Source organism: Ruegeria sp. BC3 (assembly GCF_056539265.1).
Window position 1 is genome coordinate 1 of sequence record NZ_JBQFUP010000009.1, and the last position, 25,054, is coordinate 25,054.

The window sequence follows — 25,054 nt, forward strand, 5'->3', positions numbered from 1 at the left end:
CGTCGGCGCCGGCGTTGTGTCGAAAATCATCGAGTAATTCGCACCCGCGAATACCGACAGAAAGGGCGCCCAAATGGGCGCCCTTTTTTGTTTTGCCTCACTCGGACCATAGTGAGACGAGGGCTGGTTAGACATTCATACCGTCGAAAACTCCCCAGAAGGGCATTATATGGACCGTTTTGTGGTCTATGTGGCGCCATAGCAGCGGTGGGTTTTACGAGTTGTAGAATGTCCAAAGAAGTGCTCATAAAGGTCTCTGTCGATCCACTTTGACGCAAGCGTTCAGGGAGTTCTTTAGATGGACGAAATCGTACAATGAATGTCCAGACGTTTGAAACGCCGCGGCTATGAGGTTCTGCCGAACAAAGAGACAGGCGAATACATCCGCAGTCTCGGTTTTGACGTTCAAATCGTCATAGAGGTTGGGGTCGCCGGTGGAACCGCGCATCTTTATGAGGCATTCCCCGACGCCAAGTTCGAATTGATCGAGCCTATTGTTGAATACGAAACCAAACTTCGAAAAAACTGGTCGGACAAAATCGACTTTGACTTTCATGCCTGCGGTGTTGGGGCGGAAAGCGGGCAGACAACGCTGCGTATTCCACCTGTTGGCACCCGGTCGATGGGCACACGCGCGACCATGCTGGAATTCGAAGAATCTGCAACGGCACAGATGTCAAAAATCGAAGAGCGACAGGTGCCGGTAAAGACTCTTGACGAGGTTGCGTCGACTTATGAAGGGCCATTCGGCCTGAAAATTGACACAGATGGTTTCGAGATCGAAGTCATCCGAGGCGCATCGGAGTTGTTGAAAAACTGCGCCTTCGTCTTGGCCGAGGTTTCAACGCGCCGCCGTTACCAGGGCGGCTACAAGTTCAGCGATTTCGTCTCGATTATGGCCGGTCATGGGTTTGAGTTGCACGAGTTCATCAGCCCCCCGTCACCGCAAGCAACCGACTGCGACGCGATTTTTGCGCCTTTCGACAGCTCTTTGTTCGACTACCGGGATTTGAAGCTTTCGCGCATGACAAAGAAGGGGTGAAAACCATAGGTCGCCGCGTTGTGCCGAAAATCGTCGCGTAATTCGGTTCTGCCGACCGATGGGTAAAATGGCTCTGCCGGACAAGTTAGAGCCCACACCATCGAATTAAGAAAGAACATCCCATATCAGACGGTCTGTTTTGTCTTCGACACGATCGTAGATTTGCTGAGTGGAGCAGGCCTTCAAGCAGCCACGGCGGCCCCCAGTGGAACGCCCTCTATCGTGACTCTGTGCATCAATCGACGAAAGCCGTGGTAGTCGTTGATAGCTTTGTGCCAGGTTGCCCGGTTGTCCCATATGGCAATGTCTCCGGCGCTCCAGCGTACACGGCATTGAAATTCAGGTTGTTTGCAATGCTCATATATCATGGCCAGAATCGCCAGTGACTCATCTGGATTTAAGCCTTGGATATGGGTGGTAAAAACTGGATTTACATATAATCCCCGGCGGCCACTGATCGGATGTGTGATGACCATGGGATGTGTTGCATCCTGCGTCGCAGCGTCAGCATTTCCGAGCCGCCCGCTTGTTGCTGCTTCGGAGTCGCGAATAGAGGATCCGAATACATGGCGAGACGAGTGGACGGCTGACAGGCCATCAACGAACTTGCGCATAGAAGGTGAAAGAGCTTCGTATGCCGCCGCCATGGAAACAAATAAGGTGTCTCCGCCGAACGGAGGGACTTCCAGTGCGCGCAAGATCGAACCCATCGCGGGAACTTCGTCATATGAGTGATCCATGTGCCACCCTTCGCCGACGGCTTCCGTTTGATCTTTTTCTTTGAGCACGGTGGCAATCTCGGGATAGCCCACAACGGGTTTAAAGAACCGGTTTACGTTAATCTGGCCAAAGCGCCGCGCAAAAGCCAAGTGATCGCCCGGCGTGCATTGCTGATCTCGTATGACGACAACGGAGTGCTCTGCAAAGGCGTCGAAGATTTGCTGAAAATCGTCGGGGTCAGTTACACGCGCGCCTACAATCTCGGCGCCGATAGTTCCAGTCAACGGGATAACTTTCACCTTTTCCTCCTCCCAGTATTGGCCACCAAGTTTCGGCTACTTCACTTGAGCTTACCTCATAAGGCTTGCTACACGACAAGGTGCCGTCGGGTTCGTGATGTAATTGAGCTTAGCATGCGGTGTACCAGCTGCATTCAATTTTACTCTTGCCAAAATACTCGAGCGCCTTTAGTACGCGCGAGTTCTCAATAAGAACGTCAAGGCGGGGTGATTCCCGCCTTTTGGGTTCGAAGAGGGTTGGCGATGCGCGTCTGTCCTCCTCTCAACCTCAACGCCTAAAAAAGGCTGTTAATATGCAAAGCCAAAACATCCGTATTCGGCTGAAGGCATTTGACTATCGCGTTCTGGATGCCAGCACGCAAGAGATCGTCAACACTGCCAAGCGGACCGGCGCGAACGTGCGCGGCCCGATCCCGCTGCCGAACAAGATTGAGAAGTTCACGGTTCTCCGTGGCCCTCACGTTGACAAGAAATCCCGCGACCAGTTCGAGATCCGTACGCACAAGCGTCTGCTCGACATCGTTGATCCGACCCCCCAGACCGTTGACGCGCTGATGAAGCTCGACCTCGCTGCTGGTGTGGACGTCGAGATCAAGCTGCAGTCGTAAGATCGGAGGGTATAGATTATGCGCTCTGGTATTATCGCAAAAAAAGTTGGCATGACCCGCCTGTTCATGGAAGACGGCAAGCAGATCCCTGTGACCGTTCTTCACCTGGACAACCTGCAGGTTGTTGCACAGCGTACCGCTGACAAAGACGGCTACACCGCCGTTCAGCTGGGCGCCGGTGCTGCCAAGGCAAAACGCACCTCGAAAGCCATGCGCGGTCACTACGCCGCTGCAAAGGTTGAGCCCAAGCGTAAGCTGGCCGAGTTCCGCGTCTCCGAAGATGGCCTGATCGATGTGGGCGCCGAGATTTCGGCAGAACACTTCCTGGAAGGTCAGAAAGTTGACGTTTCGGGTACCTCGATCGGTAAAGGCTTTGCCGGTGCGATGAAGCGCCACAACTTCGGTGGTCTGCGCGCCTCGCACGGTGTTTCGATCAGCCACCGTTCGCACGGTTCGACCGGTCAGTGTCAGGACCCGGGCAAGGTGTTCAAAGGCAAGAAGATGGCCGGTCACATGGGTGCAGCCCGTGTAACCACCCAGAACCTGGAAGTCGTCAAAACCGACGCCGACCGGAACCTGGTCTTCATCAAAGGCGCCGTTCCCGGACCGAAATCGGGCTGGGTCACCGTCAAGGACGCCGTCAAGAAGAAAGCACCGGAAGGCCTGCCTTTCCCGGCTGCTGTGAAATCGGCTGCAACCGAAGCACCTGCGGAAGAAGCTCCCGCGGAAGGTGGTGAAGCATGAAACTTGATGTAATCAAACTGGACGGCGGTAAAGCCGGCGACATCGAGCTGAACGCCGATCTGTTCGGTCTCGAGCCGCGTGCGGACATCCTGCACCGTGTGGTCCGTTGGCAGCGCAACAACGCGCAGGCTGGCACCCACAAGGTCAAGACCCGCTCGGAAACCAGCTACTCGACCAAGAAGATCTACCGCCAGAAGGGCACCGGTGGCGCACGCCATGGTGACCGCAACGCGCCGATCTTCCGCAAGGGTGGTATCTACAAGGGCCCGACCCCTCGTTCGCACGGCCACGACCTGCCGAAAAAGTTCCGCAAGCTTGGCCTGCGCCACGCTCTGTCGGCAAAAGCCAAAGCAGGTGAACTGGTTGTGATCGAGAACGCCGAAGCCGAAGGCAAGACCGCCGCTCTGGCCAAACAGGTTGCAAACCTGGGCTGGAAACGCGCTCTGGTCATCGACGGCGCGACCGTGAACGAAGGTTTCCTGAAGGCGTCGCGCAACATCGAAGGTCTGGATATCCTGCCGTCGATGGGTGCAAACGTTTATGACATCCTCAAGCGTGACACCCTGGTGCTCACCAAAGCGGCTGTCGAAGCACTGGAGGCTCGTCTGAAATGAGCGCGAAGGCAGAACACTACGACGTGATCCGCAAGCCGATCATCACTGAAAAGTCGACCATGGCGTCCGAAAACGGCGCGGTTGTCTTTGAAGTGGCGATCGACAGCAACAAGCCGCAGATCAAAGAGGCCGTCGAGGCACTGTTTGGTGTGAAGGTCAAAGCGGTGAACACCACCGTGACCAAAGGCAAGGTCAAGCGGTTCCGCGGCCAGCTGGGCCGTCGGAAAGACGTCAAAAAAGCATATGTGACCCTGGAAGAGGGTAACACCATCGACGTGTCCACCGGTCTCTGATCGAACCCGTCTTTGGAAAGAGATAGAGATAAAGGCCCCCGCGAAAGCGGGGGTTTTTTATTTTGGGAGCTGTCTTTTACGCAATCTATTGTTGTGGAGGTGATATTCAGTGAATACAGAAGTTGATGAATTTGAGCTGATTTAGAAGCGCGATTGCGTATTCGGTAAGTCGCGTTCTGGTACGGCTCAACGCGAGAAAACCGAAGAAACTTAAGGAACCGAGCTTGATCTCCAAAGTAATAATCGAGAATTTCCTGAGAATAGACCAAGAGATTCATCTTCAACTATCGCCGCTCACAGTTTTGGTTGGGGAAAATGGTGCCGGAAAGTCGTCCGTTCTTAAGGCGCTACATTGGGGGATTCGTTGCGCGACATTGGCCGATGCCTCAAACAAAGTGACGCTTGAGCAAATGGACTATGTGCCAAGTAAAGAATTTCTTGAACTGGGACACAAATTGAAGCTGCAGAATTCTGCAGCGGGTCGGCGAACAGCGATTACCCTTGTGGATGACGACTTCCAGAAAACACTAATTTCTATTGGTGCCGCAAGAAATGATGCGGGTGTGAAAGTAGAAATGGAAGGTCCGCTCAGAGAGGTGCTGACAAGTGACAGTACTCCATCTACGGCATTTATCCCGGGGCTTTCAGGGTTAGCCGAAGAGGAAACTATTTTGGCTACCCCAGTGCTTCACCGCAGGGCGTCATCCGGGGAGGGAGGATCTGCTTTGCGCCAAGTTCTGTTGCAGCTTTCTGCTGGAGCTGAAGGAACTGGCACTGACTACATCGAGCTAGAAGAATTGTCCCAGTGGGTTGGAAAAGTGCTGCCCGGTGTCAGGTTTTGGATCAAATTCGATAGGTTACGTGATCGTAATATCGACGTCAGATTTCTCACGCCTGATATGAAAGTCGCTGGCCAAAGTGACCGCGTTGCTTGGAAATCCATTGATATGGCGGGGACTGGGTTTTTACAGGTAGTGCAGATTTTTGCGTATCTTTTGTACTTTAAACCTAAGTTGTTGTTGGTAGACGAACCAGATGCGCATTTACATCCAACGCGTCAGCAGTCCCTAATTCGCGCGTTGTCGGAAGCAACAAGCGTGTTTCCGGAAACGCAAATCATTGTCTCGACCCACTCCCCCAGCCTTGTGCGAGCGCTGCCGCAAGATACCAGAATACACTGGATTTCCGACGGTGAGGCGAAAGCCGAAGGCGACATAGTAAAGGAGAAGATGGGTTGGAGTGCGCTCGACAAGGAGCTAATAATTTTCTCAGAGGATGGTAACTCAAAGTATCTAGAGAGCATCCTGTCGGTTCGCCCCGACATTCAAAACCGATGCCTAGTCTGGCCGACCTTTGGAAAAGATGCTCTGCCAAACGGGCAGAAGGCCAAAAGCATTTCAAAGCGTATGAGTGTGAAGGTTCTCGTACATAGGGACAGAGACTTCATGAGCGACGCAGACGTCGAAGCTTGGGCGCAAAAGAAGGGATATGGTGATTGTGGTATTCGCCATTGGGTGCCGAATGGCTCTGATATCGAAAGCCTGTTCGTTTCTCCGGAGCACATAGCCCGAGCATTAGATGTTGATTTGAACATAGCGACCGAAATTCATGAAAATGCTCTCGCTCGCTTCAATGAAGCTACAACCATGACTGAGTTCTCCTCTGCCTATCAGGCTGCGGTTTCCAAACTTCCTGATATCGACGGTAGAAACCCGATCGCCCGTTGGGCTTTACTTGGAGGTTTCTGCAGGGAAACTATCAAAGGAAAGGACTTCCTCGCAGCTGTTAAAGCTGCTTGCGTTGAAGTTTTGCCTGCTCATGGACTCGGAAGAATGGTGGGGCGACGTGTCCAAATTAGTGAATCGAATTCGGACCACCCGATCGCGCAGGATTTATTGTACACCTTAGAGGAACTTTTGGAAGACTGACACATCTCCCTATAGACACCCACCCCCAACACTGCTAAATGCACCCAATCTTGCGGCCTCGGATTCGTTCCGGGGCCTCTGATATTTGTAACCGGGGACCTTCGGGGCCCTATACCCTTGGCACCTACGGGGGCCTATCACATAGCGGGGAAACTCCCTGCACTTGCTAAACGGAAGACAGAAAGCATGGCACTCAAGTCGTACAAGCCGACGACGCCGGGCCAGCGCGGGCTGGTGCTGATCGACCGTTCGGAGCTTTGGAAAGGACGTCCGGTCAAGTCTCTCACAGAGGGTTTGACCAAATCGGGCGGCCGGAACAACACCGGACGGATCACTTCACGCCGCCGCGGCGGTGGCGCAAAGCGTCTCTACCGGATCGTTGACTTCAAACGGAACAAATTTGATGTCGCGGCAACCGTCGAGCGGATCGAATATGACCCGAACCGGACCGCATTCATCGCACTGGTAAAATACGAAGACGGCGAGCAGGCATATATCCTGGCTCCGCAGCGTCTGGCTGTTGGTGACAAGGTCATCGCGTCGGCGAAAGCTGACATCAAGCCGGGCAACGCAATGCCGTTCTCGGGCATGCCCATTGGTACCATCGTCCACAACATCGAGATGAAGCCTGGCAAAGGCGGTCAGATCGCACGTGCGGCTGGTACTTACGCTCAGTTCGTTGGTCGCGATGGCGGCTACGCTCAGATCCGTCTGAGCTCGGGCGAGCTGCGCATGGTCCGTCAGGAATGCATGGCCACCGTTGGTGCCGTGTCCAACCCCGACAACTCGAACCAGAACCTCGGTAAAGCCGGTCGTATGCGCCACAAAGGCGTTCGTCCGTCGGTTCGTGGTGTTGCAATGAACCCAATCGATCACCCGCACGGTGGTGGTGAAGGTCGTACCTCGGGTGGCCGTACACCGGTTACACCGTGGGGTAAGGACACCAAGGGTAAGCGTACCCGCAACAAGAACAAAGCGTCCCAGAAGCTGATCATCCGCTCGCGGCACGCCAAGAAGAAGGGACGTTAATCTATGTCTCGCTCTGTTTGGAAGGGTCCTTTCGTCGATGCTTACGTGCTGAAAAAAGCCGAAGCAGCGCGCGAGTCGGGCCGCAACGAAGTCATCAAAATCTGGTCGCGTCGTTCCACCATTCTGCCCCAGTTCGTGGGTCTGACCTTTGGTGTGTACAACGGCCAGAAGCACATTCCCGTCAACGTCTCGGAAGACATGATCGGTCAGAAGTTCGGTGAATACTCGCCGACCCGTACCTATTATGGCCACGCCGCAGACAAAAAAGCGAAGCGGAAGTAAGTCATGGGCAAGGAAAAGAACCCCCGCCGCGTGGCTGAAAACGAAGCAATGGCGAAAACCCGCATGCTTCGCACCAGCCCGCAGAAACTGAACCTGGTTGCGCAAATGATCCGCGGCAAGAAAGTTGAGAAGGCTCTGACCGACCTGACTTTCTCGAACAAGCGTGTCGCGCAGGATGTCAAGAAGTGCCTGCAGTCCGCAATCGCGAATGCCGAAAACAACCACAACCTGGACGTTGACGAGCTGATCGTCGCCGAAGCATGGGTTGGTAAAAACCTGGTCATGAAGCGCGGTCGTCCGCGTGCCCGTGGCCGTTTCGGCAAGATCATGAAGCCGTTCTCGGAGATCACCATCAAGGTGCGTCAAGTTGAGGAGCAAGCCTAATGGGTCATAAAGTAAATCCGATCGGCATGCGCCTGCAGGTCAACCGCACCTGGGATAGCCGCTGGTACGCCGACACCAAGGACTACGGTGATCTTCTGCTGGAAGACCTCAAGATCCGTGAGTTCATCAACAAAGAGTGCAAGCAGGCCGGTGTTGCACGTGTGATCATCGAACGTCCGCACAAGAAGTGCCGCGTTACGATCCACACTGCACGTCCTGGTGTCATCATCGGCAAGAAAGGTGCAGACATCGAAGTTCTGCGCAAAAAGCTTGCTCGTATGACCGACAGCGAACTGCACCTGAACATCGTCGAAGTGCGCAAGCCCGAGCTTGACGCGCAGCTGGTTGCCGAGTCCATCGCTCAGCAGCTGGAACGTCGTGTTTCGTTCCGTCGCGCCATGAAGCGCTCGGTTCAGAACGCCATGCGCATGGGCGCCCTGGGTATCCGGGTGAACGTCGCTGGTCGTCTGGGCGGCGCAGAAATCGCACGGACCGAGTGGTATCGCGAAGGCCGCGTGCCTCTGCACACCCTGCGTGCCGACATCGATTACGCACATGCCGAAGCGATGACTCCTTACGGGATCATCGGGATCAAGGTCTGGATCTTCAAAGGTGAGATCATGGAGCACGATCCGCAGGCACGTGACCGTAAAGCACAGGAACTCCAGGACGGCCCTGCACCTCGTGGTGCTGGTGGCGGTCGTCGCTAAGGAGGGAAAGATATGCTTCAACCAAAGCGTACTAAATTCCGCAAGATGCACAAAGGCCGGATCAAGGGTCTCGCCAAGGGCGGCTCTGATCTGAACTTTGGCACCTACGGCCTAAAAGCTCTTGAGCCTGAGCGTGTAACCGCACGCCAGATCGAAGCTGCACGTCGTGCCATGACGCGTCACATGAAGCGTCAGGGTCGTGTCTGGATCCGCATCTTCCCTGACACTCCGGTCACTGCAAAGCCGATCGAAGTTCGTATGGGTAAAGGTAAAGGTTCGGTCGACCGCTGGGCATGCAAAGTCAAGCCTGGCCGCGTGATGTTCGAGATCGACGGCGTCAATGACGACATCGCCCGCGAGGCCCTGCGCCTGGCCGCGATGAAGCTGCCGATCAAGACCCGCGTCGTGGTTCGCGAAGACTGGTAAGCGATCCGGGGAAACCCGTTCGTTTTGAATTGACCCCGCCGGGAAACTGGCGGGGTTTTTCGTTTGTCGGGCGCAGGCCACAGAGACTTGACTGGCAATCGAAACGCAGACATGGCTATCAGCGAACCTAGCATTCTTGTCTCGGGACGGCCGGTCATGTCACGCATTCTTCGCCTGTTTGCATTTTCCTCTATGATGGCTTGCGCGGCATTCATGGTCGCGCCGACCGCGCGCGCTGCGTCGCCCGAAGTGAACCTGGGTCACTTCAACGGCCTCGCGATGAACGGCTACGACGTCATGACATATTGGCGTGGTGGCAACCCGCAAAAAGGCGACCCAGAGATTGCGGTCGAGTACAACGGGGCCACCTGGATTTTTCAGAGCGATGAAAACCGGCAAGCTTTCCTGTCCGATCCTGCGAAGTTCGCGCCACAATTTGGCGGATATTGCGCCTACGCGGCCAGCCAGAACGCGCTTGCGGATGTCGACCCGATCGCTTGGCGTATCTGGGACGACAAGCTTTACCTGAACTACAGCATCGAGGTGCGCCGGATTTGGGCCAACAAAATCGACGAGAATATCGAAAAAGCGAACGGCTACTGGCCGGACCTGTTGCAGCAATAGGTCGCGATCCCGGGCGGTCATAGCCCTCGCCTGCGGGAACTGACTGGGCTATGACGGGGCCATGGCACAGATTGAATCGCTCTTCGTTACCCGTCTCTATCGCGCAGCTTTGTCCGAGTTTGATCCCAAGATCGACGCGGGTGAGTTGGAAAGCTCTTGCCTTGTCATCGCCGAGGATGATGAGGCTGGGCAGGAATGGTGTGAAGAGAACGGCTATCCCGGCTATACCAGCTATGCCTCGCTGACCGATCTGCCGTGGCGGTTCCCGATCTTCGCCGATCTGGTCAAAGCGCTGGACAGCCATGTGGCCGCCTTTGCCAAGGATCTGGAGTTCGATCTGGGCGAGGGCGAGCTGAAGCTGGAAGACCTGTGGATCAACATCCTGCCCGAGGGCGGCATGCATTCGAGCCACCTGCACCCGCACAGCGTGATCTCGGGCACGACCTATGTGGCGATGCCCGAGGGGGCGAGTGCGCTGAAGCTGGAAGACCCACGCTCAGGCCGCATGATGGCTGCGCCGACGCGGATCAAGGGTGGTCGCCGGGATTTGCAGCCGTTCATCTATATGAAACCGCAGGTGGGCGACGTTCTGCTATGGGAAAGCTGGCTGCGCCACGAGGTGCCGATGAACATGGCCGAAGAAGAGCGGATCAGTGTCAGCTTTAACTACAAGTGGGAGTAACAGCTGCCTTGTGGAGGCTGTGAATGCTGGCGCTCCTGTATTTTGCGGCGGCTTCCTCATACTGTTTCTTGCGACGCTCTTTCGTTCTGGCGGGAACATAAGAAATAGTCTTCGGGCAATTCTGTGGCGTTCTAATTTGCACTTGCTGCCGAGATATGAGGGTGCAATCTGGGCCGCGATATTTGTTGCTACATTTTACGTCTCTTGGACTGCGTTAAAGGCTTGTTCGGGTTAGTGGAGAGCCGTGTTCAGACCGGCTTCCAAACTTTCCCTTGCCACCTACCCCCCAAACCCTTATACGGCGGCATCCTGCGATCTCCCGGCGTTGTCGGGCGATTCGTATGTCTATCATTCATCCACCAGGTCCAAGGTGACCCTATCAGGGGGCCTTCTGGTGTTTTGAGCAAAGGAAAAAGGCGATGAACGCCCAAGAACTGCGTGACAAGACCCCGGACCAGCTCCGCGAGGAACTGGCCAACCTGAAGAAAGAAAGCTTTAACCTGCGCTTTCAACAGGCAACCGGTCAGCTGGAAAACACTGCTGGTATCAAAGCGGCCCGCCGCAATGCTGCCCGTGTCAAAACCATTCTGAACGAAAAGGCCGCTGCTGCGGCATCCGAGGAGTAATCAGATGCCCAAGCGTATCCTGCAAGGCACCGTGACCAGCGACGCCAACGAACAGACCGTAACCGTTCAGGTAGAGCGCCGCTTTACACATCCGGTTCTGAAGAAAACCATCCGTAAGTCCAAGAAATACCGGGCTCACGATGAAAAGAACGCCTTCAAGGTCGGCGACACCGTACGCATCATCGAATGCGCGCCGAAATCGAAGACGAAACGTTGGGAAGTTCTGGAAGCGTAAGTTTCCGGGATTTTCCCATTTGTCGAAACCCTGGGGGATCTAACGAGACCAGCCCCCACAGGTCGGGAGAAACCACATGATCCAGATGCAGACCAATCTGGATGTCGCTGACAACTCCGGCGCTCGCCGAGTTCAGTGCATCAAGGTTCTGGGTGGTTCCAAGCGTAAATACGCCTCCGTCGGCGACATCATTGTCGTCTCGGTGAAGGAAGCCATCCCGCGCGGCCGCGTAAAGAAAGGTGACGTCCGTAAGGCCGTCGTCGTACGCACCGCCAAGGAAGTCCGTCGCGAAGACGGCACCGCGATCCGTTTTGATCGCAACGCCGCCGTCATCCTTAACAACAACAACGAGCCCGTAGGTACCCGTATCTTTGGCCCCGTTGTTCGCGAACTGCGCGGCAAGAACTTCATGAAAATCATCTCGCTGGCTCCGGAGGTGCTGTAATCATGGCTGCTAAACTCCGCAAAGGCGACAAGGTCGTCGTGCTGGCCGGCAAGGACAAGGGCAAAGAGGGAACCATTTCCTCGGTTGACCCCAAAGCCGGTAAAGCTGTTGTCGATGGCATCAACATCGCCATCCGCCACACCCGCCAGACCCAGAACTCGCAAGGTGGTCGTCTGCCTCAGGCGAACCCGATCGAGCTGTCGAACCTGGCACTGCTGGACAAAAACGGTAAAGCAACTCGCGTCGGCTTCCGCATGGAAGGTGACAAGAAGGTCCGCTTCGCCAAGACCACAGGGGACGTGATCGATGCTTGATAACGCAACCTACACCCCGCGTCTGAAAGCTCAGTACGTTGAAACCATCCGTGCCGCTCTGAAAGAAGAGTTCGGCTATAAGAACGACATGCAGCTGCCCAAGCTGGAAAAGATCGTTCTGAACATCGGTTGTGGTGCTGAGGCCGTCAAAGACTCGAAGAAAGCGAAAGCTGCTGTCGAAGATCTGACTGCGATTGCTGGTCAACAGGCCGTTGCAACCAAGGCGAAGAAGTCGATCGCGGGTTTCCGCGTCCGTGAAGACATGCCGCTGGGCGCGAAAGTGACCCTGCGCGGTGACCGGATGTACGAATTCCTGGATCGTCTGATCACCATCGCGCTGCCGCGCGTTCGTGACTTCCGCGGTGTTAAGCCTTCTTTCGATGGCCAGGGCAACTTTGCCATGGGCATGAAAGAGCACATCGTGTTCCCGGAAATCGACTTCGACAAGGTCGACGAGGTCTGGGGCCTGGATATCGTAATTGCCACCACAGCGAAAACCGACGCTGAAGCGAAGAGCCTGTTGAAAGCATTCAACATGCCGTTCAACGCGTAAGCGCCGGGAGGATTGAGACATGGCTAAAAAAGCAATGATCGAACGCGAGAAGAAGCGCGAACGCCTGGTGGCCAAATATGCCGCAAAGCGTGCCGAGCTGAAAGAAATCGCGAATGACGAGAGCCGCCCGATGGAAGAGCGTTTCAAAGCGCGTCTGAAACTGGCGAAACTGCCGCGCAACAGCTCGGCTACCCGTCTGCACAACCGTTGTCAGCTGACCGGTCGTCCCCACGCTTACTACCGTAAGCTGAAGGTCAGCCGTATCGCGCTGCGCGAGCTGGGTTCTGCTGGTCAGATCCCCGGCATGGTGAAATCGAGCTGGTAAGGGAGACATAGATATGAATGATCCTATCGGCGATATGCTCACCCGTATCCGCAACGCGCAAATGCGCGGCAAGTCCACCGTTTCCACTCCGGCTTCCAAGCTGCGTGGTTGGGTTCTGGACGTGCTGGCGGACGAAGGTTACATCCGTGGCTATGAAAAGACGACCGGTGAAAACGGTCATCCGGCCATCGAAATCAGCCTGAAATACTACGAAGGCACCCCTGTCATTCGCGAACTGAAGCGGGTCTCGAAGCCCGGTCGCCGCGTGTACATGGGCGTCAATGACATCCCGCAGGTCCGTCAGGGTCTGGGTGTGTCGATTGTCAGCACTCCGAAAGGTGTGATGTCGGACGCAAACGCTCGCTCCAACAATGTTGGCGGCGAAGTGCTCTGCACCGTCTTCTAAGGAGGTCTGCAATGTCTCGTATTGGTAAAAAACCGGTCGAGCTGCCCAGCGGCGTTACCGCCTCTGTGTCCGGCCAGACCATCGAAGTGAAAGGTCCGAAAGGCACCCGCAGCTTCACCGCAACCGATGACGTAACGCTGTCGGTCGAAGACAACGTGGTCAAGATCGACCCCCGTGGCATGTCCAAGCGTGCCCGCCAGCAGTGGGGCATGAGCCGCACCATGGTTGCCAACCTGGTAACCGGTGTGACCCAAGGCTTCAAAAAAGAGCTGGAGATCCAGGGTGTTGGTTACCGGGCTCAGATGCAGGGCAACACCCTGAAGCTGAACCTGGGCTACAGCCACGATGTTGATTTCACTGCCCCGGAAGGTGTCACCATCACCGCGCCGAAGCAGACTGAGATCGTTGTGGAAGGTATCGACCAGCAGCTGGTGGGCGAAACCGCGGCCAAAATCCGCGAGTGGCGCCGTCCCGAGCCGTACAAAGGCAAGGGCATCCGCTATAAGGGCGAGTTCATCTTCCGCAAGGAAGGCAAGAAGAAGTAAGGACGCAAACAATGGCAAACAGCAAAAGAACCCTGTTTCTGAAGCGCCGCCTGCGCGTTCGGAACAAACTTCGCAAAGTCAACGCCGGCCGTGTACGCCTGTCGGTTCACCGTTCGAACAAGAACATCAGCGTTCAGCTGATCGACGACGTTCGTGGCGTGACCCTGGCTTCTGCCTCGACCCTGGAAAAAGACTTGGGTGTTGTTGGCAAGAACAACGTCGAAGCGGCCACCAAAGTGGGCGCAGCTATCGCCGAGCGTGCCAAGAAGGCAGGCGTCGAAGAGGCCTATTTCGATCGTGGTGGCTTCCTGTTCCACGGCAAGGTGAAGGCAGTTGCCGACGCCGCGCGTGAAGGTGGTCTGAAGATCTAAGACTTGCGGGCGGGTTTCGGTCCGCCCCGATGATCCGGGAGCCCTGACGTCAGTCGGGGCTCACTTGGATTGAACTAAACGGCGCCGTAAGCGCCACATGAGAAAAGGGATGCCAAATGGCAGAACGTGAAAACCGTCGGGGCCGTGGCCGCGACCGTGAAGAAGCACCGGAATTTGCAGACCGCCTGGTCGCAATCAACCGCGTGTCGAAAACCGTAAAAGGTGGTAAGCGCTTTGGCTTCGCCGCTCTGGTGGTTGTCGGCGATCAGAAAGGCCGCGTCGGCTTTGGCAAAGGTAAAGCGAAAGAAGTACCTGAAGCCATCCGTAAGGCGACTGAGCAAGCCAAGCGTCAGATGATCCGCGTGCAACTGCGCGAAGGTCGGACCCTGCACCACGACATCGAGGGTCGTCACGGCGCTGGTAAAGTGGTTATGCGCACTGCACCTGAAGGTACTGGTATCATCGCCGGTGGTCCGATGCGTGCTGTGTTCGAAATGCTGGGCGTTAAGGACGTTGTGTCTAAGTCGCTGGGCTCGCAGAACCCGTACAACATGATCCGCGCCACCATCAACGGCCTGCAAAAAGAGCAGAGCCCGCGTTCGGTTGCCGCACGTCGTGGTAAAAAAGTTGCCGACATCCTGCCCAAGCGGGACGAAGCACCGGCTGCTGAAGCCGAAGCGTAAGGAGAGCGACCCATGGCAAAAACCATCGTCGTCAAGCAGATCGGTTCTCCGATCCGCCGCCCCGCCGAACAGCGCGCAACCCTGATCGGCCTGGGCCTAAACAAGATGCACAAAACCCGTGAACTGGAGGACACTCCTTCGGTCCGCGGCATGATCCGCAAGATCCCGCATCTGGTAGAGATCGTCGAAGAGCGCGGCTAATCGCGACCCCTTCGAAGACTTAGAAAAGGCCTCCGTTTCGGGGGCCTTTTTGCTTTTTGGGATAGATCGGAGTACCTTTGGGTCCGTTTTTTTATGGATGTTTATCATGAAGACTTTGATTTCTGCGCTTTGCGGCGTGTTTGTCGGTTTCACAGCTCAGGCCGCGTGCCCTGCTAAGGCTCCTAAATTGTCCAAGAGCTTCTTTTCGGACGGGGACCAGAAGGTGAATGCGGCATAGCTTCAGAAAAATCTTGCTGGTCGCAAAGTTGTGTACCCCGGAAACGAAGTTGAAACCTACACTGCGGATGGATCGTATTCCTACAAGGCCAATGGACAAACCTGGAGCGCTGGGTCCTACAAGTTTTATGACAATGGAATGCGGTGCATCGGCTATGCCAAGCCTCGGTTTGATCTCTATGTTGTGAACGATGGAAAACTGGTTCTGGTGAACGAGGGTAAAGGCCGTTACGTCGGCCAAATCAGAAACTAGGCCATCAGACCTTTTTGTGTTTCGCACAAGCCCTTGCAATTTTCGCATAGCGGCTAGACCAAATCTTCCGTTGTTAGCGATAGCGGTCCTGCCTATCTCACGCCTGTCCAACCAAGGAACAAACAAGTGGCATCGGGGAATACGCCCCGACATTCGAAAGGAACTGAGACATGGCACACACTGCAACACAGACATTTGGCGGCTTCAACCTGAGCGCCCGTATCGCAAACCTGGTCGCAAGCTTCAAAGAAGCTCAAGCCCTGCGCGCGCAGTACAATCAGACTTACTCGGAACTGCAGGGTCTGACAGATCGCGAACTGGATGACATCGGTGTACGTCGGTGCGACATCAAAGACATCGCTCGGGAACACGTGTACTGCTCGTAATCGAAACGAGAGTACTTTGATCCGGAGGCGCCGCAAGGCGTCTCTTTTGTTTTCAAGGGTTCGCATGCCACAGGGCGCGGGAAAAAACGTGCGTTTCGGTTGCGGGCTCTTCCAAAATCCGTCAAATCCTTCGATGGCGACCTATAGAGTTATTGTCCGAAGTGAGGGATGACTATTTTGGCTGAATATCAGATCGGAATGCTTTGGGTTGAAGGCCCGCTCAGTTTTCTTGAGCAACTTTGCATTAAGTCATACCTTGATGTCGGCCAAAGCGTACGTCTTTACACCTATGACAATGTGACAAACATTCCTGAAGGCGTTGAACATCGGGATGCGCGCGAGGTTTTACCTGACGTCGAGTTCATTACTCACGGCAAGACCGGCAGTCCCGCACCGCATTCGGATAAGTTTCGATACCGGATGCTGGCGCAAGAGAGCGATCTGATCTGGGCGGATACAGATGCCTATTGCATCAAGCCATTCACAACGGAGAACGGGCACTATTACGGTTATCTTCAAGGCGAGGTGGCAATTGGTGTGCTTGGTCTGCCGCAAGATAGCGAAACTTTGGGGAAACTGATTGAAGTTACCAACGACCCGTATTTTATCCCACCCTGGCTGCCTCCGCGCCATCGCAAGCCGCTAGAGCAGGCGCTGCTTGACGGCAACCCTGTAAACGTGCCCGAAGTGTTTTGGGGCGTCTGGGGCCCAAAAGCATTTGCCTGGGCTCTGCACCAGACCGGCGAGATCAGGTATACACTGCCCGAGCACGTGTTTTACCCCTTCAGCTACTCGCGCAGACGCGCGTTGGCCCGACCTGGTGTTGCTGCTAGCCGATTTCTGAAAGACGATACAGTTTCGATCCATTTCTACGGGCGGCGAATGCGCTCTATCCTACTGAACAAATATGGCGGTCAGCCCGACCCAGACAGTCTGATTGGTCGGTTGATTGCCAAACATGGAATAGATCCTCTCGCTGCACCGATACGCCCCCGCGAGACCTCGGAGACTGCTCGGGCAGAAGGTGCGTGACGCCAAGCCCCGACCGGGCTTGCCAAGCTATCTCAACAGTTCTATACGCCTCCGGTGGCTTTGCGGCCACGAGAATCAAAACCAAGAAATGCCGTGTTTGGCCCATCACGCTTCGGGGGTCACATCCGGCTTAGGAGAAGCGAAATGAAACTGAACGAACTGCGCGACAATCCTGGCGCCAACCCGAAACGCACCCGCGTTGGTCGTGGCCCAGGTTCCGGCAAAGGTAAAATGGGTGGCCGCGGTATCAAAGGCCAGAAATCCCGTTCGGGTGTGGCCATCAATGGCTACGAAGGCGGCCAGATGCCACTGTACCAGCGCCTGCCCAAGCGCGGCTTTAATAAGCCGAACCGCAAGGAATTCGCCGTTATCAATCTGGGCCTGATCCAGAAATTCGTCGACGCTGGCAAACTGGACGCCAAAGCTGCGATCACCGAAGATGTACTGGTTGCATCCGGTCTGGTTCGCCGCAAGCTGGACGGTGTTCGCGTTCTAGCCAAAGGCGAAATCAGCGCAAAAGTGAACCTGGAAGTCACCGGTGCCTCGAAATCTGCTGTTGAAGCAGTCGAGAAAGCGGGCGGCTCACTTAAGGTCACAAAAGCTGCTGCGGCAGAGTAAGCGCTTGTGAGCGGGCCAAGACCCGCTTACATAGACCTCAGAGTTTTCCAAGACGCCGCCCGAGCCGGAAAACGGTTCCGGGCGGTGTTTTCATAAGAGAGACCGATTTATGGTATCAGCAGCAGAACAAATGGCAGCCAACACAAGCTGGTCTGCCCTTGGGAAAGCCACCGATCTGCGCAACCGCATCCTGTTCACGCTTGCATTGCTGATCGTCTATCGTCTGGGCACCTTCATTCCGGTTCCGGGCATCGACGGCCAAGCACTGCGCGAGTTCATGGAGCAAGCGGGGCAGGGCATCGGCGGTATGGTTTCGATGTTCACCGGCGGGGCGCTGGGGCGGATGGGTATCTTTGCCCTCGGCATCATGCCTTACATTTCGGCCTCGATCATCGTGCAGCTGTTGACATCCATGGTTCCCGCGCTCGAACAGCTCAAGAAAGAGGGCGAGCAGGGACGCAAGAAAATCAACCAATATACCCGTTTCGGCACCGTGGCACTGGCCACTGTTCAGGCCTATGGTCTGGCCGTCTCGCTGGAATCGGGCGATCTGGCGACCGATCCGGGCATGTTCTTCCGCATGTCCACCATGATCACCCTGGTCGGCGGCACAATGTTCCTGATGTGGCTGGGTGAGCAGATTACCGCGCGCGGCATCGGCAACGGTATCTCGCTGATCATCTTCGTGGGCATCATCGCCGAAGTTCCCGCTGCGTTGGCGCAGTTCTTTGCATCGGGCCGCTCGGGCGCTATCAGCCCAGCAGTGATCATCGGTGTGATTATCATGGTCATCGCGGTTATCACCTTTGTGGTGTTTATGGAGCGTGCTCTGCGCAAAATCCACATCCAGTACCCGCGCCGTCAGGCCGGTATGAAGGTATACGAAGGCGGCTCAAGCCACCTGCCGGTCAAAGTAAACCCGGCGGGGGTTATCCCGGCGATCTTTGCAAGCTCGCTGCTGTTGCTGCCGGTGACGATCTCGACCTTCTCGTCGGGCGCGACCAATGGGCCGATCATGTCGTGGCTGCTGGCCAACTTTGGCCCCGGACAGCCTCTGTACCTGCTGTTCTTCGCCTCGATGATCGTGTTCTTCGCCTATTTCTACACGTTCAACGTATCGTTCAAACCAGACGACGTTGCGGACAATCTGAAAAAGCAGAACGGCTTTGTGCCCGGCATTCGCCCAGGCAAAAAGACCGCCGAGTACCTCGAATACGTGGTCAACCGCGTTCTGGTTCTTGGCTCCGTTTATCTGACAGCGGTCTGCTTGCTGCCTGAAATTCTGCGGAACCAGTTCGCCATTCCGTTCTATTTCGGCGGTACATCGGTTCTGATTATCGTCTCTGTGACCATGGACACGATCCAGCAAGTCCAGAGCCATTTGCTGGCGCATCAATATGAAGGGCTTATCGAAAAGTCCCAGTTGCGCGGAAAAAGCAAGAAACGCGGCAGGAAGGGACCCGCTCGTCGATGAACATCATTTTGTTAGGCCCGCCGGGTGCGGGTAAGGGAACGCAAGCGCGTCACTTGGTTGAAACGCGCGGCATGGTTCAGCTGAGTACCGGCGATATGCTGCGCGAAGCCAAGGACAGCGGTACCGAGATGGGCAATCGCGTTGCCGAAGTGATGGCAAAGGGCGAATTGGTCACCGACGAAATCGTCATCGGTCTGATCCGCGAGAAACTGGAAGCAGGCGCCGCAGGCGGTTTCATCTTTGACGGTTTCCCGCGCACTCTGGCGCAGGCAGACGCTCTGGGTGAGCTGTTGGTCAGCACCGGCGAAAGCCTTGATGCCGTGATCGAGATGGAAGTCGACGACGCCGCGCTTGTACAGCGCATCACTGCAAGGTCGACTTGTGGCGGGTGTGGTGAGGTCTACAACGATATCACCAAACCGATCCCGGCCGATGGCAAATGTACCAACTGCGGCAAGGAAAACGACTTCAAGCGCCGGGCGGATGACAATGAGGAAAGCCTCAAGACCCGCCTGATGGAATACTACAAGAAAACCTCTCCGCTGATCGGCTATTACTATGCCAAGGGTCAACTCACCAAGATCAACGGCTTGGGTGAAATCGAAGAGGTTCAGGGCGCGATTGCCGACGTACTGAACGGCTGACGTTTTGCCTGAAATGATATGGGCTTGACGTCCGGCTAAAAAGCCCATATCGACCCCCATCCCCTTAGGGAATCAAGACCGCAGGCGGGATTCGTCCCAACTGCCCCGACCACCTCGAATAATGCTGAACCCTCTGGCGGCACTGCCACGGTTAGGCGTTGTGAAAAAAGGTTCTGGAGCTACGGAACCGCAACGAAAAGGAAAGTGACACGTGGCACGTATTGCCGGCGTAAACATCCCGACTGCAAAGCGGGTACCTATCGCCCTCACATATATCACCGGTATCGGTAACACCTCGGCCAAAGCGATCTGTGAAGCCGTTGGCATTGAAGCGACCCGTCGCGTCAACGAACTGTCCGACGCCGAAGTACTGAAGATCCGCGAATACATCGACGAAAACTTCACCGTTGAAGGTGACCTGCGTCGTGAAGTTCAGATGAATGTCAAGCGCCTGATGGACCTGGGCTGCTATCGCGGTCTGCGTCACCGCCGCAACCTGCCGGTTCGCGGTCAGCGTACCCACACCAATGCTCGTACCCGCAAAGGCCCCGCAAAGGCCATCGCTGGTAAGAAGAAATAAGGGAGGGTCTGACTGATGGCACGTGATAAGACTCGCGTTAAGCGCAAAGAGCGTAAGAACATCGCATCGGGCGTTGCCCATGTGAACTCGACCTTCAACAACACCAAGATCCTGATCTCGGACGTACAGGGCAATGCCATTTCGTGGTCGTCTGCCGGTACCATGGGCTTCAAGGGATCGCGGAAATCGACTCCCTACGCCGCTCAGATGGCTGCAGAAGATGCCGGCAAAAAGGCGCAGGAACATGGCGTCAAGACGCTGGAAGTCGAAGTTCAGGGCCCCGGTTCGGGTCGTGAATCGGCTCTGCGCGCGCTGGCTGCAGTGGGCTTCAACATCACGTCGATCCGCGACGTGACTCCGATCGCTCACAACGGCTGCCGCCCGCCGAAGCGTCGCCGCGTCTAAGCGATTTTGAATTGAGCTGGGGCTGTGTTTTTGCACGGCCCCAGCACGTCATTTTGAACCTCGGGCGTCTGCACCTTGTTGGTCATGGGGCGCGGACAGGAATGGAGGGATTACATGATCCATAAGAATTGGGCAGAATTGATCAAGCCGACCCAGCTGGAAGGCAAGCCGGGCAACGATCCCGCGCGTCAGGCAACTCTGGTTGCTGAACCGCTGGAGCGTGGCTTTGGTCTGACCCTGGGCAACGCGCTGCGCCGCGTTCTGATGAGCTCGCTGCAAGGCGCGGCCATCACCAGCGTTCAGATCGACAACGTATTGCACGAATTCTCGAGCGTCGCAGGCGTTCGTGAAGACGTCACCGACATCATCCTGAACCTCAAGCAGGTTGCCCTGCGCATGGAAGTTGAAGGCCCCAAGCGCCTGTCGATCAATGCCAAAGGCCCTGCAGTCGTCACCGCAGGCGACATCAGCGAAAGTGCTGGCATCGAGGTTCTGAACCGCGACCACGTCATCTGCCACCTGGACGATGGCGCTGACCTGTTCATGGAACTGACCGTCAACACCGGCAAAGGCTACGTCTCGGCTGAGAAGAACAAGCCGGAAGACGCGCCCATCGGCCTGATCCCGATCGACGCGATCTATTCGCCGGTCAAAAAGGTTGCCTATGACGTTCAGCCGACCCGTGAAGGCCAGGTTCTGGATTATGACAAGCTGACCCTGAAGATCGAAACCGATGGTTCGATCACTCCGGAAGACGCGCTGGCCTTTGCCGCGCGTATCCTGCAGGACCAGCTGTCGATCTTCGTCAACTTCGACGAGCCGGAAGCCGCTGGCCGCCAGGACGAAGACGATGGTCTGGAGTTCAACCCGCTGCTGCTGAAGAAAGTGGACGAGCTGGAACTGTCGGTCCGTTCGGCAAACTGCCTGAAGAACGACAACATCGTTTACATCGGCGACCTGATCCAGAAGACCGAGGCCGAGATGCTGCGCACCCCGAACTTCGGCCGCAAGTCGCTGAACGAGATCAAAGAAGTGCTGTCCGGCATGGGTCTGCACCTCGGCATGGATGTCGAGGACTGGCCGCCTGACAACATCGAAGATCTGGCGAAGAAATTCGAAGACGCGTTCTAAACGCGTCTTCCCAAATGCCCGGGCGTCCGGGGATCAAATGGGCACTTCCGCCCCAAGGAGAGCCGGTGACACGCATCGCCGGCCAGACAAAGCAAAACGCGAAAGAAGGAACTAGAAAATGCGTCACGCACGTGGTTACCGCCGCCTGAACCGTACTCATGAGCACCGCAAGGCGCTGTTTGCGAATATGGCTGGCTCGCTCATCGAGCATGAGCAAATCAAAACGACTTTGCCTAAGGCAAAAGAACTGCGCCCGATCATCGAAAAGCTGGTCACTCTGGGCAAGCGCGGCGACCTGCACGCCCGTCGTCAGGCCGCAGCACAGCTGAAAGAAGACAAAGACGTCGCAAAGCTGTTTGAAGTTCTGGGCCCCCGCTACGCCGAGCGTCCGGGCGGTTATGTCCGTATCCTGAAAGCTGGCTTCCGCTATGGCGATATGGCTCCGATGGCGATCATCGAATTCGTTGATCGTGACGTCGACGCCAAAGGCGCGGCTGACAAAGCCCGCGTTGCCGCCGAAGAGGCAGCAGACGAAGAATAAGAAAGCCCGGCTTTCTGATCTAAACCCCTGCGTCTCGGGCGCGGGGGTTTTTTTGTGCCCGCGCATGTCGCAATCAGCGTATTTTCGGGAATTTCTGTGGAAGAAACCCCAACGCAAACACATCACGTTGTATGGTGCATGTGGAGGGCGAAAAATGACAATCCTTGCAGAAATTCCCAACGAACTGACGGGCCCATCTGTCTGGACCGGGCAAGACATGCGGGAACGGAAGGATGACTGGATCGTCGACCTGACCCCCGAAGACATCGCAGACCTTGAGCAGGCAGCACGTCACTACCTGAGCCTTAGGCAGGATATTGGTGAGATCACCAAGGTCGATTTTCCACTGAAACGGTTCGACCAGCATCTGGCCGAGTTGCGCGACAAGCTGATAAACGGAATCGGGTTCGAGGTAATCCGCGGCTTGCCAGTGCAAGGGTACACACAAGAAATGGCGGCCACGATCTTCTGCGGGGTCGGTGCGCATCTGGGCACGGCCCGGTCGCAAAACGCCCAAGGTCACATTCTTGGCCACGTTCGGGATATCGGCGCCGACGCCAACGACCCGAACACACGCATTTACCAGACCCATGAGCGTCAGACATTCCACACCGACAGTGCCGACATCGTCGGCCTTTTGTGCCTGCGTGAGGCCAAAGAAGGGGGCGACTCACTGCTGGTCAGCGCCGAAACGATCTATAATCGTATGCGGTCCGAGTGTCCGGAGTTGCTGGAACTGCTGTTCGATCCCATCGCAACCGACAGGCGTGGGGAAATCCCTGAGGGGATGGAGCCATTCATGACGATCCCGCCGTTCAGTTGGCATGATGGCAAACTGACGGTGTTTTACCAGCGGCAGTACATCGACAGTGCGCAGCGGTTCTCTGACGCCATGCGGTTGACGCCCGCGCATGTCGAAGCCCTGGACCGTTTCGATGCTTTGGCCAATGATCCGGATTTGTACCTGACCATGCGGTTGCAGCCCGGCGATATGCAGTTCGTCTATAATCACGCGCAATTGCACGATCGCACCGGGTTCGTGGACTGGCCGAATCCTGCTCAGCGGCGTCATCTGCTGCGGCTGTGGCTGTCGCCCGAAGGGGACCGTGAATTGCCCGAAGTTTTCAAGCAGCGTTATGGCACGATCGAGGTCGGCCAACGTGGCGGCATCATCACGCAAGGAACCCGCCTGCACGCCCCGTTAGATTGACCGGATGCTTGCATTACGGCCCACGTAGACGCATATCCGGTGTGCGATTATTCGACGGATGGATCATGCGGAAAGTTCTTTGCTCTTTGCTGCTGGCAACGCTGGCCGTATCGGCGCAAGCCGAAACCAAAGTGCCGACATCACAGGCCGAGATTAGCCTGGGATTTGCCCCGGTGGTGAAACAGGCGGCCCCTGCGGTGGTCAATATCTATGCCAAGATCGTACGGCAGGGCCGTTCCAATCCGTTTTTCTCGGATCCGTTTTTTGAGGATTTCTTTGGCCGAGGCTTTTCCGAACCGCGCCAACGGGTGCAGAACTCGCTGGGATCGGGCGTCATTCTAACGGCGGATGGCTATGTGGTTTCCAACTATCACGTGGTCGGTACGGCGACGGAAATCCGGGTTGTGACCACGGATCGCCGCGAGTTTTCTGCTCAAGTCGTATTGGGCGACAAAGAAAGCGATGTCGCGATTTTGCGTTTGGAAGAGGCGCAGGACCTTCCCCATTTGAGCTTTAGAGACTCGGATCAGGTTCAGGTGGGGGAGTTGGCCCTTGCCATCGGTAACCCGTTTGGGGTGGGCCAGACTGTGTCGTCCGGCATTATCTCCGGCCTGGCACGGACTGGCACGGCGACAGGGAATGCACGGGGTTATTTCATTCAGACCGATGCCGCGATCAATCCGGGCAACTCAGGCGGTGCGCTGATCGACGTGAATGGTGATCTGATCGGGATCAACACCTCGATCCTGACGCGCTCGGGTGGGTCCAACGGCATCGGGTTTGCAATTCCGGCGAATCTGGTGGCTGAGTTCCTGCGTCAGGCCAAGGCCGGGAACGACAGTTTTGTAAGTCCCTGGGCCGGTGTCGCTGGTCAGCACATGAGCGCCGACATCGCGGAATCGCTCGGGCTGGCCATCCCCATGGGCGTTGTGATTTCCGACATACATGACCTGAGCCCATTGGCTGAGGCCGGTTTGCGCGTGGGCGATGTTGTGACCCATGTGGATGGGGACGAAGTGAACTCGCCCGCCGAGATGAAGTTCCGCATGTCAGTGGCGGGGGTCGGTGGCACGTCGCTCCTGACCCGGTTGCGGGGCGAAGATCGAGCCGAGGTTGAGGTGGCTTTGATCAAAGCCCCGGAAACGCCTTCGGCGGATGAGACCGTGCTGGACGACGGCACCGTGATGCCCGGGCTTAAGGTCTCTCGGATCAATCCGGCGATCATCACGCAGATGGGTTTGTTGCTTTCGCAAACCGGCGTGGTTGTGGTGGATGCAAGCCGTTACGGAGGACGTTCCGGGCTGCGGGCCGGTGACGTGGTGCAGAGTATCAACGGCACCGCGATGAGCCATCCCAGCGACGTCGTGGACGCGCTGACAGATCCCGGTCGACGGGTGAATCTGGATGTGTTGCGGGGTGGGCAGCTCATATCCCTGCGGTTCCGGCTGTAACCT

Annotated in this window: 37 protein-coding genes; 36 read left to right on the plus strand and 1 reads right to left on the minus strand. The window is 56.2% G+C overall.

The window, feature by feature from the left end; genetic code table 11:
* Nucleotides 1-319 precede the first annotated feature (319 nt).
* Nucleotides 320-1,042: an FkbM family methyltransferase gene (locus ACR0MV_RS19035; RefSeq protein ID WP_170429257.1), complete on the plus strand. Its 723-nt coding sequence runs from the start codon at nucleotides 320-322 to the stop codon at nucleotides 1,040-1,042.
* A 182-nt stretch (nucleotides 1,043-1,224) separates the two neighbouring features.
* On the opposite strand, the gene ACR0MV_RS19040 is transcribed toward ACR0MV_RS19035, so the two are convergent.
* Complete coding sequence (locus tag ACR0MV_RS19040) at nucleotides 1,225-2,061, minus strand: TauD/TfdA dioxygenase family protein (RefSeq protein WP_480703294.1); 837 nt, start codon at nucleotides 2,059-2,061, stop codon at nucleotides 1,225-1,227.
* A 293-nt stretch (nucleotides 2,062-2,354) separates the two neighbouring features.
* Between ACR0MV_RS19040 and rpsJ the strand changes: the two genes are divergently transcribed.
* The 35 genes from rpsJ to ACR0MV_RS19215 all read left to right on the plus strand — a co-directional run bounded on the left by rpsJ (nucleotide 2,355) and on the right by ACR0MV_RS19215 (nucleotide 25,051).
* Nucleotides 2,355-2,669 (plus strand): 30S ribosomal protein S10, encoded by a 315-nt coding sequence (rpsJ, locus tag ACR0MV_RS19045; protein WP_008756422.1) that lies wholly within the window; start codon nucleotides 2,355-2,357, stop codon nucleotides 2,667-2,669.
* A gap of 18 nt (nucleotides 2,670-2,687) precedes the next feature.
* Nucleotides 2,688-3,413, plus strand: coding sequence for a 50S ribosomal protein L3 (gene rplC, locus ACR0MV_RS19050; protein ID WP_170328778.1), 726 nt, complete (start codon nucleotides 2,688-2,690; stop codon nucleotides 3,411-3,413).
* On the plus strand, nucleotides 3,410-4,027 hold the full coding sequence (gene rplD / locus ACR0MV_RS19055) for a 50S ribosomal protein L4 (protein WP_155148664.1): 618 nt from the start codon (nucleotides 3,410-3,412) through the stop codon (nucleotides 4,025-4,027). The genes rplC and rplD overlap by 4 nt, the downstream gene beginning before the upstream one ends.
* The gene (locus ACR0MV_RS19060) at nucleotides 4,024-4,320 is read left to right on the plus strand and encodes a 50S ribosomal protein L23 (RefSeq protein WP_008757532.1); all 297 of its coding nucleotides are present in this window, start codon (nucleotides 4,024-4,026) and stop codon (nucleotides 4,318-4,320) included. Before rplD ends, ACR0MV_RS19060 begins: the two co-directional genes overlap by 4 nt.
* 224 nt (nucleotides 4,321-4,544) lie before the next feature.
* Nucleotides 4,545-6,248 (plus strand): AAA family ATPase, encoded by a 1,704-nt coding sequence (locus ACR0MV_RS19065; protein ID WP_480703295.1) that lies wholly within the window; start codon nucleotides 4,545-4,547, stop codon nucleotides 6,246-6,248.
* Nucleotides 6,249-6,434: 186 nt separating this feature from the next.
* On the plus strand, nucleotides 6,435-7,277 hold the full coding sequence (rplB, locus tag ACR0MV_RS19070) for a 50S ribosomal protein L2 (protein WP_170356688.1): 843 nt from the start codon (nucleotides 6,435-6,437) through the stop codon (nucleotides 7,275-7,277).
* Between the two features lie 3 nt (nucleotides 7,278-7,280).
* On the plus strand, nucleotides 7,281-7,559 hold the full coding sequence (gene rpsS / locus ACR0MV_RS19075; RefSeq protein ID WP_005980699.1) for a 30S ribosomal protein S19: 279 nt from the start codon (nucleotides 7,281-7,283) through the stop codon (nucleotides 7,557-7,559).
* A 3-nt stretch (nucleotides 7,560-7,562) separates the two neighbouring features.
* Nucleotides 7,563-7,943 carry a 50S ribosomal protein L22 gene (gene rplV / locus ACR0MV_RS19080; RefSeq protein WP_039538267.1) on the plus strand — a complete coding sequence of 127 codons (381 nt, stop codon included), beginning with the start codon at nucleotides 7,563-7,565 and terminating at the stop codon, nucleotides 7,941-7,943.
* Nucleotides 7,943-8,653 carry a 30S ribosomal protein S3 gene (gene rpsC / locus ACR0MV_RS19085; protein ID WP_008758042.1) on the plus strand — a complete coding sequence of 237 codons (711 nt, stop codon included), beginning with the start codon at nucleotides 7,943-7,945 and terminating at the stop codon, nucleotides 8,651-8,653. Before rplV ends, rpsC begins: the two co-directional genes overlap by 1 nt.
* Nucleotides 8,654-8,665: 12 nt before the next feature.
* Nucleotides 8,666-9,079, plus strand: coding sequence for a 50S ribosomal protein L16 (gene rplP / locus ACR0MV_RS19090; RefSeq protein ID WP_058283513.1), 414 nt, complete (start codon nucleotides 8,666-8,668; stop codon nucleotides 9,077-9,079).
* A gap of 156 nt (nucleotides 9,080-9,235) precedes the next feature.
* Nucleotides 9,236-9,703: a YHS domain-containing (seleno)protein gene (locus ACR0MV_RS19095; protein WP_170429273.1), complete on the plus strand. Its 468-nt coding sequence runs from the start codon at nucleotides 9,236-9,238 to the stop codon at nucleotides 9,701-9,703.
* 61 nt (nucleotides 9,704-9,764) lie between these two features.
* Nucleotides 9,765-10,385 carry a 2OG-Fe(II) oxygenase family protein gene (locus ACR0MV_RS19100; RefSeq protein ID WP_170429276.1) on the plus strand — a complete coding sequence of 207 codons (621 nt, stop codon included), beginning with the start codon at nucleotides 9,765-9,767 and terminating at the stop codon, nucleotides 10,383-10,385.
* 419 nt (nucleotides 10,386-10,804) lie between these two features.
* Nucleotides 10,805-11,011, plus strand: coding sequence for a 50S ribosomal protein L29 (rpmC, locus tag ACR0MV_RS19105; RefSeq protein ID WP_010437082.1), 207 nt, complete (start codon nucleotides 10,805-10,807; stop codon nucleotides 11,009-11,011).
* Nucleotides 11,012-11,015: 4 nt separating this feature from the next.
* Nucleotides 11,016-11,246, plus strand: coding sequence for a 30S ribosomal protein S17 (gene rpsQ / locus ACR0MV_RS19110; RefSeq protein ID WP_170356682.1), 231 nt, complete (start codon nucleotides 11,016-11,018; stop codon nucleotides 11,244-11,246).
* A gap of 76 nt (nucleotides 11,247-11,322) precedes the next feature.
* Nucleotides 11,323-11,691, plus strand: coding sequence for a 50S ribosomal protein L14 (gene rplN / locus ACR0MV_RS19115; RefSeq protein ID WP_008757934.1), 369 nt, complete (start codon nucleotides 11,323-11,325; stop codon nucleotides 11,689-11,691).
* Nucleotides 11,692-11,693: 2 nt separating this feature from the next.
* The gene (gene rplX, locus ACR0MV_RS19120) at nucleotides 11,694-12,005 is read left to right on the plus strand and encodes a 50S ribosomal protein L24 (protein ID WP_155148683.1); all 312 of its coding nucleotides are present in this window, start codon (nucleotides 11,694-11,696) and stop codon (nucleotides 12,003-12,005) included.
* On the plus strand, nucleotides 11,998-12,558 hold the full coding sequence (gene rplE, locus ACR0MV_RS19125; protein ID WP_170429279.1) for a 50S ribosomal protein L5: 561 nt from the start codon (nucleotides 11,998-12,000) through the stop codon (nucleotides 12,556-12,558). Before rplX ends, rplE begins: the two co-directional genes overlap by 8 nt.
* A gap of 19 nt (nucleotides 12,559-12,577) precedes the next feature.
* Nucleotides 12,578-12,883, plus strand: a complete 306-nt coding sequence (gene rpsN, locus ACR0MV_RS19130; RefSeq protein ID WP_068340744.1) for a 30S ribosomal protein S14 — start codon at nucleotides 12,578-12,580, stop codon at nucleotides 12,881-12,883.
* Nucleotides 12,884-12,896: 13 nt separating this feature from the next.
* Entirely contained in the window at nucleotides 12,897-13,289 is a 393-nt protein-coding gene (rpsH, locus tag ACR0MV_RS19135; RefSeq protein WP_068340741.1) for a 30S ribosomal protein S8, read from the plus strand.
* 11 nt (nucleotides 13,290-13,300) lie between these two features.
* The gene (gene rplF, locus ACR0MV_RS19140) at nucleotides 13,301-13,834 is read left to right on the plus strand and encodes a 50S ribosomal protein L6 (RefSeq protein WP_155148689.1); all 534 of its coding nucleotides are present in this window, start codon (nucleotides 13,301-13,303) and stop codon (nucleotides 13,832-13,834) included.
* A gap of 11 nt (nucleotides 13,835-13,845) precedes the next feature.
* Nucleotides 13,846-14,205 (plus strand): 50S ribosomal protein L18, encoded by a 360-nt coding sequence (gene rplR, locus ACR0MV_RS19145; RefSeq protein ID WP_039523386.1) that lies wholly within the window; start codon nucleotides 13,846-13,848, stop codon nucleotides 14,203-14,205.
* Nucleotides 14,206-14,321: 116 nt separating this feature from the next.
* Nucleotides 14,322-14,888: a 30S ribosomal protein S5 gene (gene rpsE, locus ACR0MV_RS19150; protein ID WP_170328768.1), complete on the plus strand. Its 567-nt coding sequence runs from the start codon at nucleotides 14,322-14,324 to the stop codon at nucleotides 14,886-14,888.
* Nucleotides 14,889-14,900: 12 nt separating this feature from the next.
* Nucleotides 14,901-15,089 carry a 50S ribosomal protein L30 gene (rpmD, locus tag ACR0MV_RS19155; protein ID WP_050605831.1) on the plus strand — a complete coding sequence of 63 codons (189 nt, stop codon included), beginning with the start codon at nucleotides 14,901-14,903 and terminating at the stop codon, nucleotides 15,087-15,089.
* 268 nt (nucleotides 15,090-15,357) lie between these two features.
* Nucleotides 15,358-15,579 (plus strand): hypothetical protein, encoded by a 222-nt coding sequence (locus tag ACR0MV_RS19160; protein ID WP_480703297.1) that lies wholly within the window; start codon nucleotides 15,358-15,360, stop codon nucleotides 15,577-15,579.
* Between the two features lie 170 nt (nucleotides 15,580-15,749).
* Nucleotides 15,750-15,965 carry a DUF1127 domain-containing protein gene (locus ACR0MV_RS19165; protein WP_170429286.1) on the plus strand — a complete coding sequence of 72 codons (216 nt, stop codon included), beginning with the start codon at nucleotides 15,750-15,752 and terminating at the stop codon, nucleotides 15,963-15,965.
* Between the two features lie 168 nt (nucleotides 15,966-16,133).
* Entirely contained in the window at nucleotides 16,134-16,997 is an 864-nt protein-coding gene (locus ACR0MV_RS19170; RefSeq protein ID WP_170429289.1) for a hypothetical protein, read from the plus strand.
* A gap of 144 nt (nucleotides 16,998-17,141) precedes the next feature.
* Entirely contained in the window at nucleotides 17,142-17,615 is a 474-nt protein-coding gene (gene rplO, locus ACR0MV_RS19175) for a 50S ribosomal protein L15 (protein WP_170429292.1), read from the plus strand.
* 109 nt (nucleotides 17,616-17,724) lie between these two features.
* A complete protein-coding gene (gene secY / locus ACR0MV_RS19180) occupies nucleotides 17,725-19,089 on the plus strand; it encodes a preprotein translocase subunit SecY (protein WP_170429295.1) in 1,365 nt (454 codons plus the stop codon).
* The gene (locus ACR0MV_RS19185) at nucleotides 19,086-19,733 is read left to right on the plus strand and encodes an adenylate kinase (protein ID WP_170429298.1); all 648 of its coding nucleotides are present in this window, start codon (nucleotides 19,086-19,088) and stop codon (nucleotides 19,731-19,733) included. The genes secY and ACR0MV_RS19185 overlap by 4 nt, the downstream gene beginning before the upstream one ends.
* 211 nt (nucleotides 19,734-19,944) lie before the next feature.
* Nucleotides 19,945-20,313: a 30S ribosomal protein S13 gene (gene rpsM / locus ACR0MV_RS19190; RefSeq protein WP_170332212.1), complete on the plus strand. Its 369-nt coding sequence runs from the start codon at nucleotides 19,945-19,947 to the stop codon at nucleotides 20,311-20,313.
* A gap of 15 nt (nucleotides 20,314-20,328) precedes the next feature.
* On the plus strand, nucleotides 20,329-20,718 hold the full coding sequence (gene rpsK / locus ACR0MV_RS19195) for a 30S ribosomal protein S11 (RefSeq protein ID WP_008757289.1): 390 nt from the start codon (nucleotides 20,329-20,331) through the stop codon (nucleotides 20,716-20,718).
* Nucleotides 20,719-20,832: 114 nt separating this feature from the next.
* The gene (locus tag ACR0MV_RS19200) at nucleotides 20,833-21,849 is read left to right on the plus strand and encodes a DNA-directed RNA polymerase subunit alpha (RefSeq protein ID WP_113791474.1); all 1,017 of its coding nucleotides are present in this window, start codon (nucleotides 20,833-20,835) and stop codon (nucleotides 21,847-21,849) included.
* A gap of 118 nt (nucleotides 21,850-21,967) precedes the next feature.
* The gene (gene rplQ / locus ACR0MV_RS19205; protein ID WP_170356670.1) at nucleotides 21,968-22,390 is read left to right on the plus strand and encodes a 50S ribosomal protein L17; all 423 of its coding nucleotides are present in this window, start codon (nucleotides 21,968-21,970) and stop codon (nucleotides 22,388-22,390) included.
* A 154-nt stretch (nucleotides 22,391-22,544) separates the two neighbouring features.
* Nucleotides 22,545-23,600 (plus strand): TauD/TfdA family dioxygenase, encoded by a 1,056-nt coding sequence (locus ACR0MV_RS19210; RefSeq protein ID WP_480703299.1) that lies wholly within the window; start codon nucleotides 22,545-22,547, stop codon nucleotides 23,598-23,600.
* A gap of 65 nt (nucleotides 23,601-23,665) precedes the next feature.
* A complete protein-coding gene (locus ACR0MV_RS19215) occupies nucleotides 23,666-25,051 on the plus strand; it encodes a trypsin-like peptidase domain-containing protein (RefSeq protein ID WP_480703301.1) in 1,386 nt (461 codons plus the stop codon).
* The last annotated feature ends 3 nt before the right edge of the window (nucleotides 25,052-25,054 follow it).

Bases quoted from the DNA above. Each gene is read 5' to 3' on its own strand.
- rplV (WP_039538267.1), top strand. From the start codon at position 7,563: ATGGGCAAGGAAAAGAACCCCCGCCGCGTGGCTGAAAACGAAGCAATG.
- rplN (WP_008757934.1), top strand. From the start codon at position 11,323: ATGATCCAGATGCAGACCAATCTGGATGTCGCTGACAACTCCGGCGCT.
- rplD (WP_155148664.1), top strand. From the start codon at position 3,410: ATGAAACTTGATGTAATCAAACTGGACGGCGGTAAAGCCGGCGACATC.
- rplX (WP_155148683.1), top strand. From the start codon at position 11,694: ATGGCTGCTAAACTCCGCAAAGGCGACAAGGTCGTCGTGCTGGCCGGC.
- secY (WP_170429295.1), top strand. From the start codon at position 17,725: ATGGTATCAGCAGCAGAACAAATGGCAGCCAACACAAGCTGGTCTGCC.
- rpsJ (WP_008756422.1), top strand. From the start codon at position 2,355: ATGCAAAGCCAAAACATCCGTATTCGGCTGAAGGCATTTGACTATCGC.
- ACR0MV_RS19165 (WP_170429286.1), top strand. From the start codon at position 15,750: ATGGCACACACTGCAACACAGACATTTGGCGGCTTCAACCTGAGCGCC.
- rplC (WP_170328778.1), top strand. From the start codon at position 2,688: ATGCGCTCTGGTATTATCGCAAAAAAAGTTGGCATGACCCGCCTGTTC.
- rplR (WP_039523386.1), top strand. From the start codon at position 13,846: ATGGCAAACAGCAAAAGAACCCTGTTTCTGAAGCGCCGCCTGCGCGTT.
- ACR0MV_RS19060 (WP_008757532.1), top strand. From the start codon at position 4,024: ATGAGCGCGAAGGCAGAACACTACGACGTGATCCGCAAGCCGATCATC.
- rplP (WP_058283513.1), top strand. From the start codon at position 8,666: ATGCTTCAACCAAAGCGTACTAAATTCCGCAAGATGCACAAAGGCCGG.
- rplE (WP_170429279.1), top strand. From the start codon at position 11,998: ATGCTTGATAACGCAACCTACACCCCGCGTCTGAAAGCTCAGTACGTT.
- ACR0MV_RS19210 (WP_480703299.1), top strand. From the start codon at position 22,545: ATGACAATCCTTGCAGAAATTCCCAACGAACTGACGGGCCCATCTGTC.
- rpmD (WP_050605831.1), top strand. From the start codon at position 14,901: ATGGCAAAAACCATCGTCGTCAAGCAGATCGGTTCTCCGATCCGCCGC.
- rpsC (WP_008758042.1), top strand. From the start codon at position 7,943: ATGGGTCATAAAGTAAATCCGATCGGCATGCGCCTGCAGGTCAACCGC.
- ACR0MV_RS19200 (WP_113791474.1), top strand. From the start codon at position 20,833: ATGATCCATAAGAATTGGGCAGAATTGATCAAGCCGACCCAGCTGGAA.
- rpsN (WP_068340744.1), top strand. From the start codon at position 12,578: ATGGCTAAAAAAGCAATGATCGAACGCGAGAAGAAGCGCGAACGCCTG.
- rplQ (WP_170356670.1), top strand. From the start codon at position 21,968: ATGCGTCACGCACGTGGTTACCGCCGCCTGAACCGTACTCATGAGCAC.
- ACR0MV_RS19170 (WP_170429289.1), top strand. From the start codon at position 16,134: ATGACTATTTTGGCTGAATATCAGATCGGAATGCTTTGGGTTGAAGGC.
- rplO (WP_170429292.1), top strand. From the start codon at position 17,142: ATGAAACTGAACGAACTGCGCGACAATCCTGGCGCCAACCCGAAACGC.
- ACR0MV_RS19095 (WP_170429273.1), top strand. From the start codon at position 9,236: ATGTCACGCATTCTTCGCCTGTTTGCATTTTCCTCTATGATGGCTTGC.
- rpsH (WP_068340741.1), top strand. From the start codon at position 12,897: ATGAATGATCCTATCGGCGATATGCTCACCCGTATCCGCAACGCGCAA.
- rpsQ (WP_170356682.1), top strand. From the start codon at position 11,016: ATGCCCAAGCGTATCCTGCAAGGCACCGTGACCAGCGACGCCAACGAA.
- ACR0MV_RS19100 (WP_170429276.1), top strand. From the start codon at position 9,765: ATGGCACAGATTGAATCGCTCTTCGTTACCCGTCTCTATCGCGCAGCT.
- rplF (WP_155148689.1), top strand. From the start codon at position 13,301: ATGTCTCGTATTGGTAAAAAACCGGTCGAGCTGCCCAGCGGCGTTACC.
- ACR0MV_RS19215 (WP_480703301.1), top strand. From the start codon at position 23,666: ATGCGGAAAGTTCTTTGCTCTTTGCTGCTGGCAACGCTGGCCGTATCG.
- rpsE (WP_170328768.1), top strand. From the start codon at position 14,322: ATGGCAGAACGTGAAAACCGTCGGGGCCGTGGCCGCGACCGTGAAGAA.
- rplB (WP_170356688.1), top strand. From the start codon at position 6,435: ATGGCACTCAAGTCGTACAAGCCGACGACGCCGGGCCAGCGCGGGCTG.
- ACR0MV_RS19035 (WP_170429257.1), top strand. From the start codon at position 320: ATGTCCAGACGTTTGAAACGCCGCGGCTATGAGGTTCTGCCGAACAAA.
- rpsK (WP_008757289.1), top strand. From the start codon at position 20,329: ATGGCACGTGATAAGACTCGCGTTAAGCGCAAAGAGCGTAAGAACATC.
- rpmC (WP_010437082.1), top strand. From the start codon at position 10,805: ATGAACGCCCAAGAACTGCGTGACAAGACCCCGGACCAGCTCCGCGAG.
- rpsS (WP_005980699.1), top strand. From the start codon at position 7,281: ATGTCTCGCTCTGTTTGGAAGGGTCCTTTCGTCGATGCTTACGTGCTG.
- ACR0MV_RS19185 (WP_170429298.1), top strand. From the start codon at position 19,086: ATGAACATCATTTTGTTAGGCCCGCCGGGTGCGGGTAAGGGAACGCAA.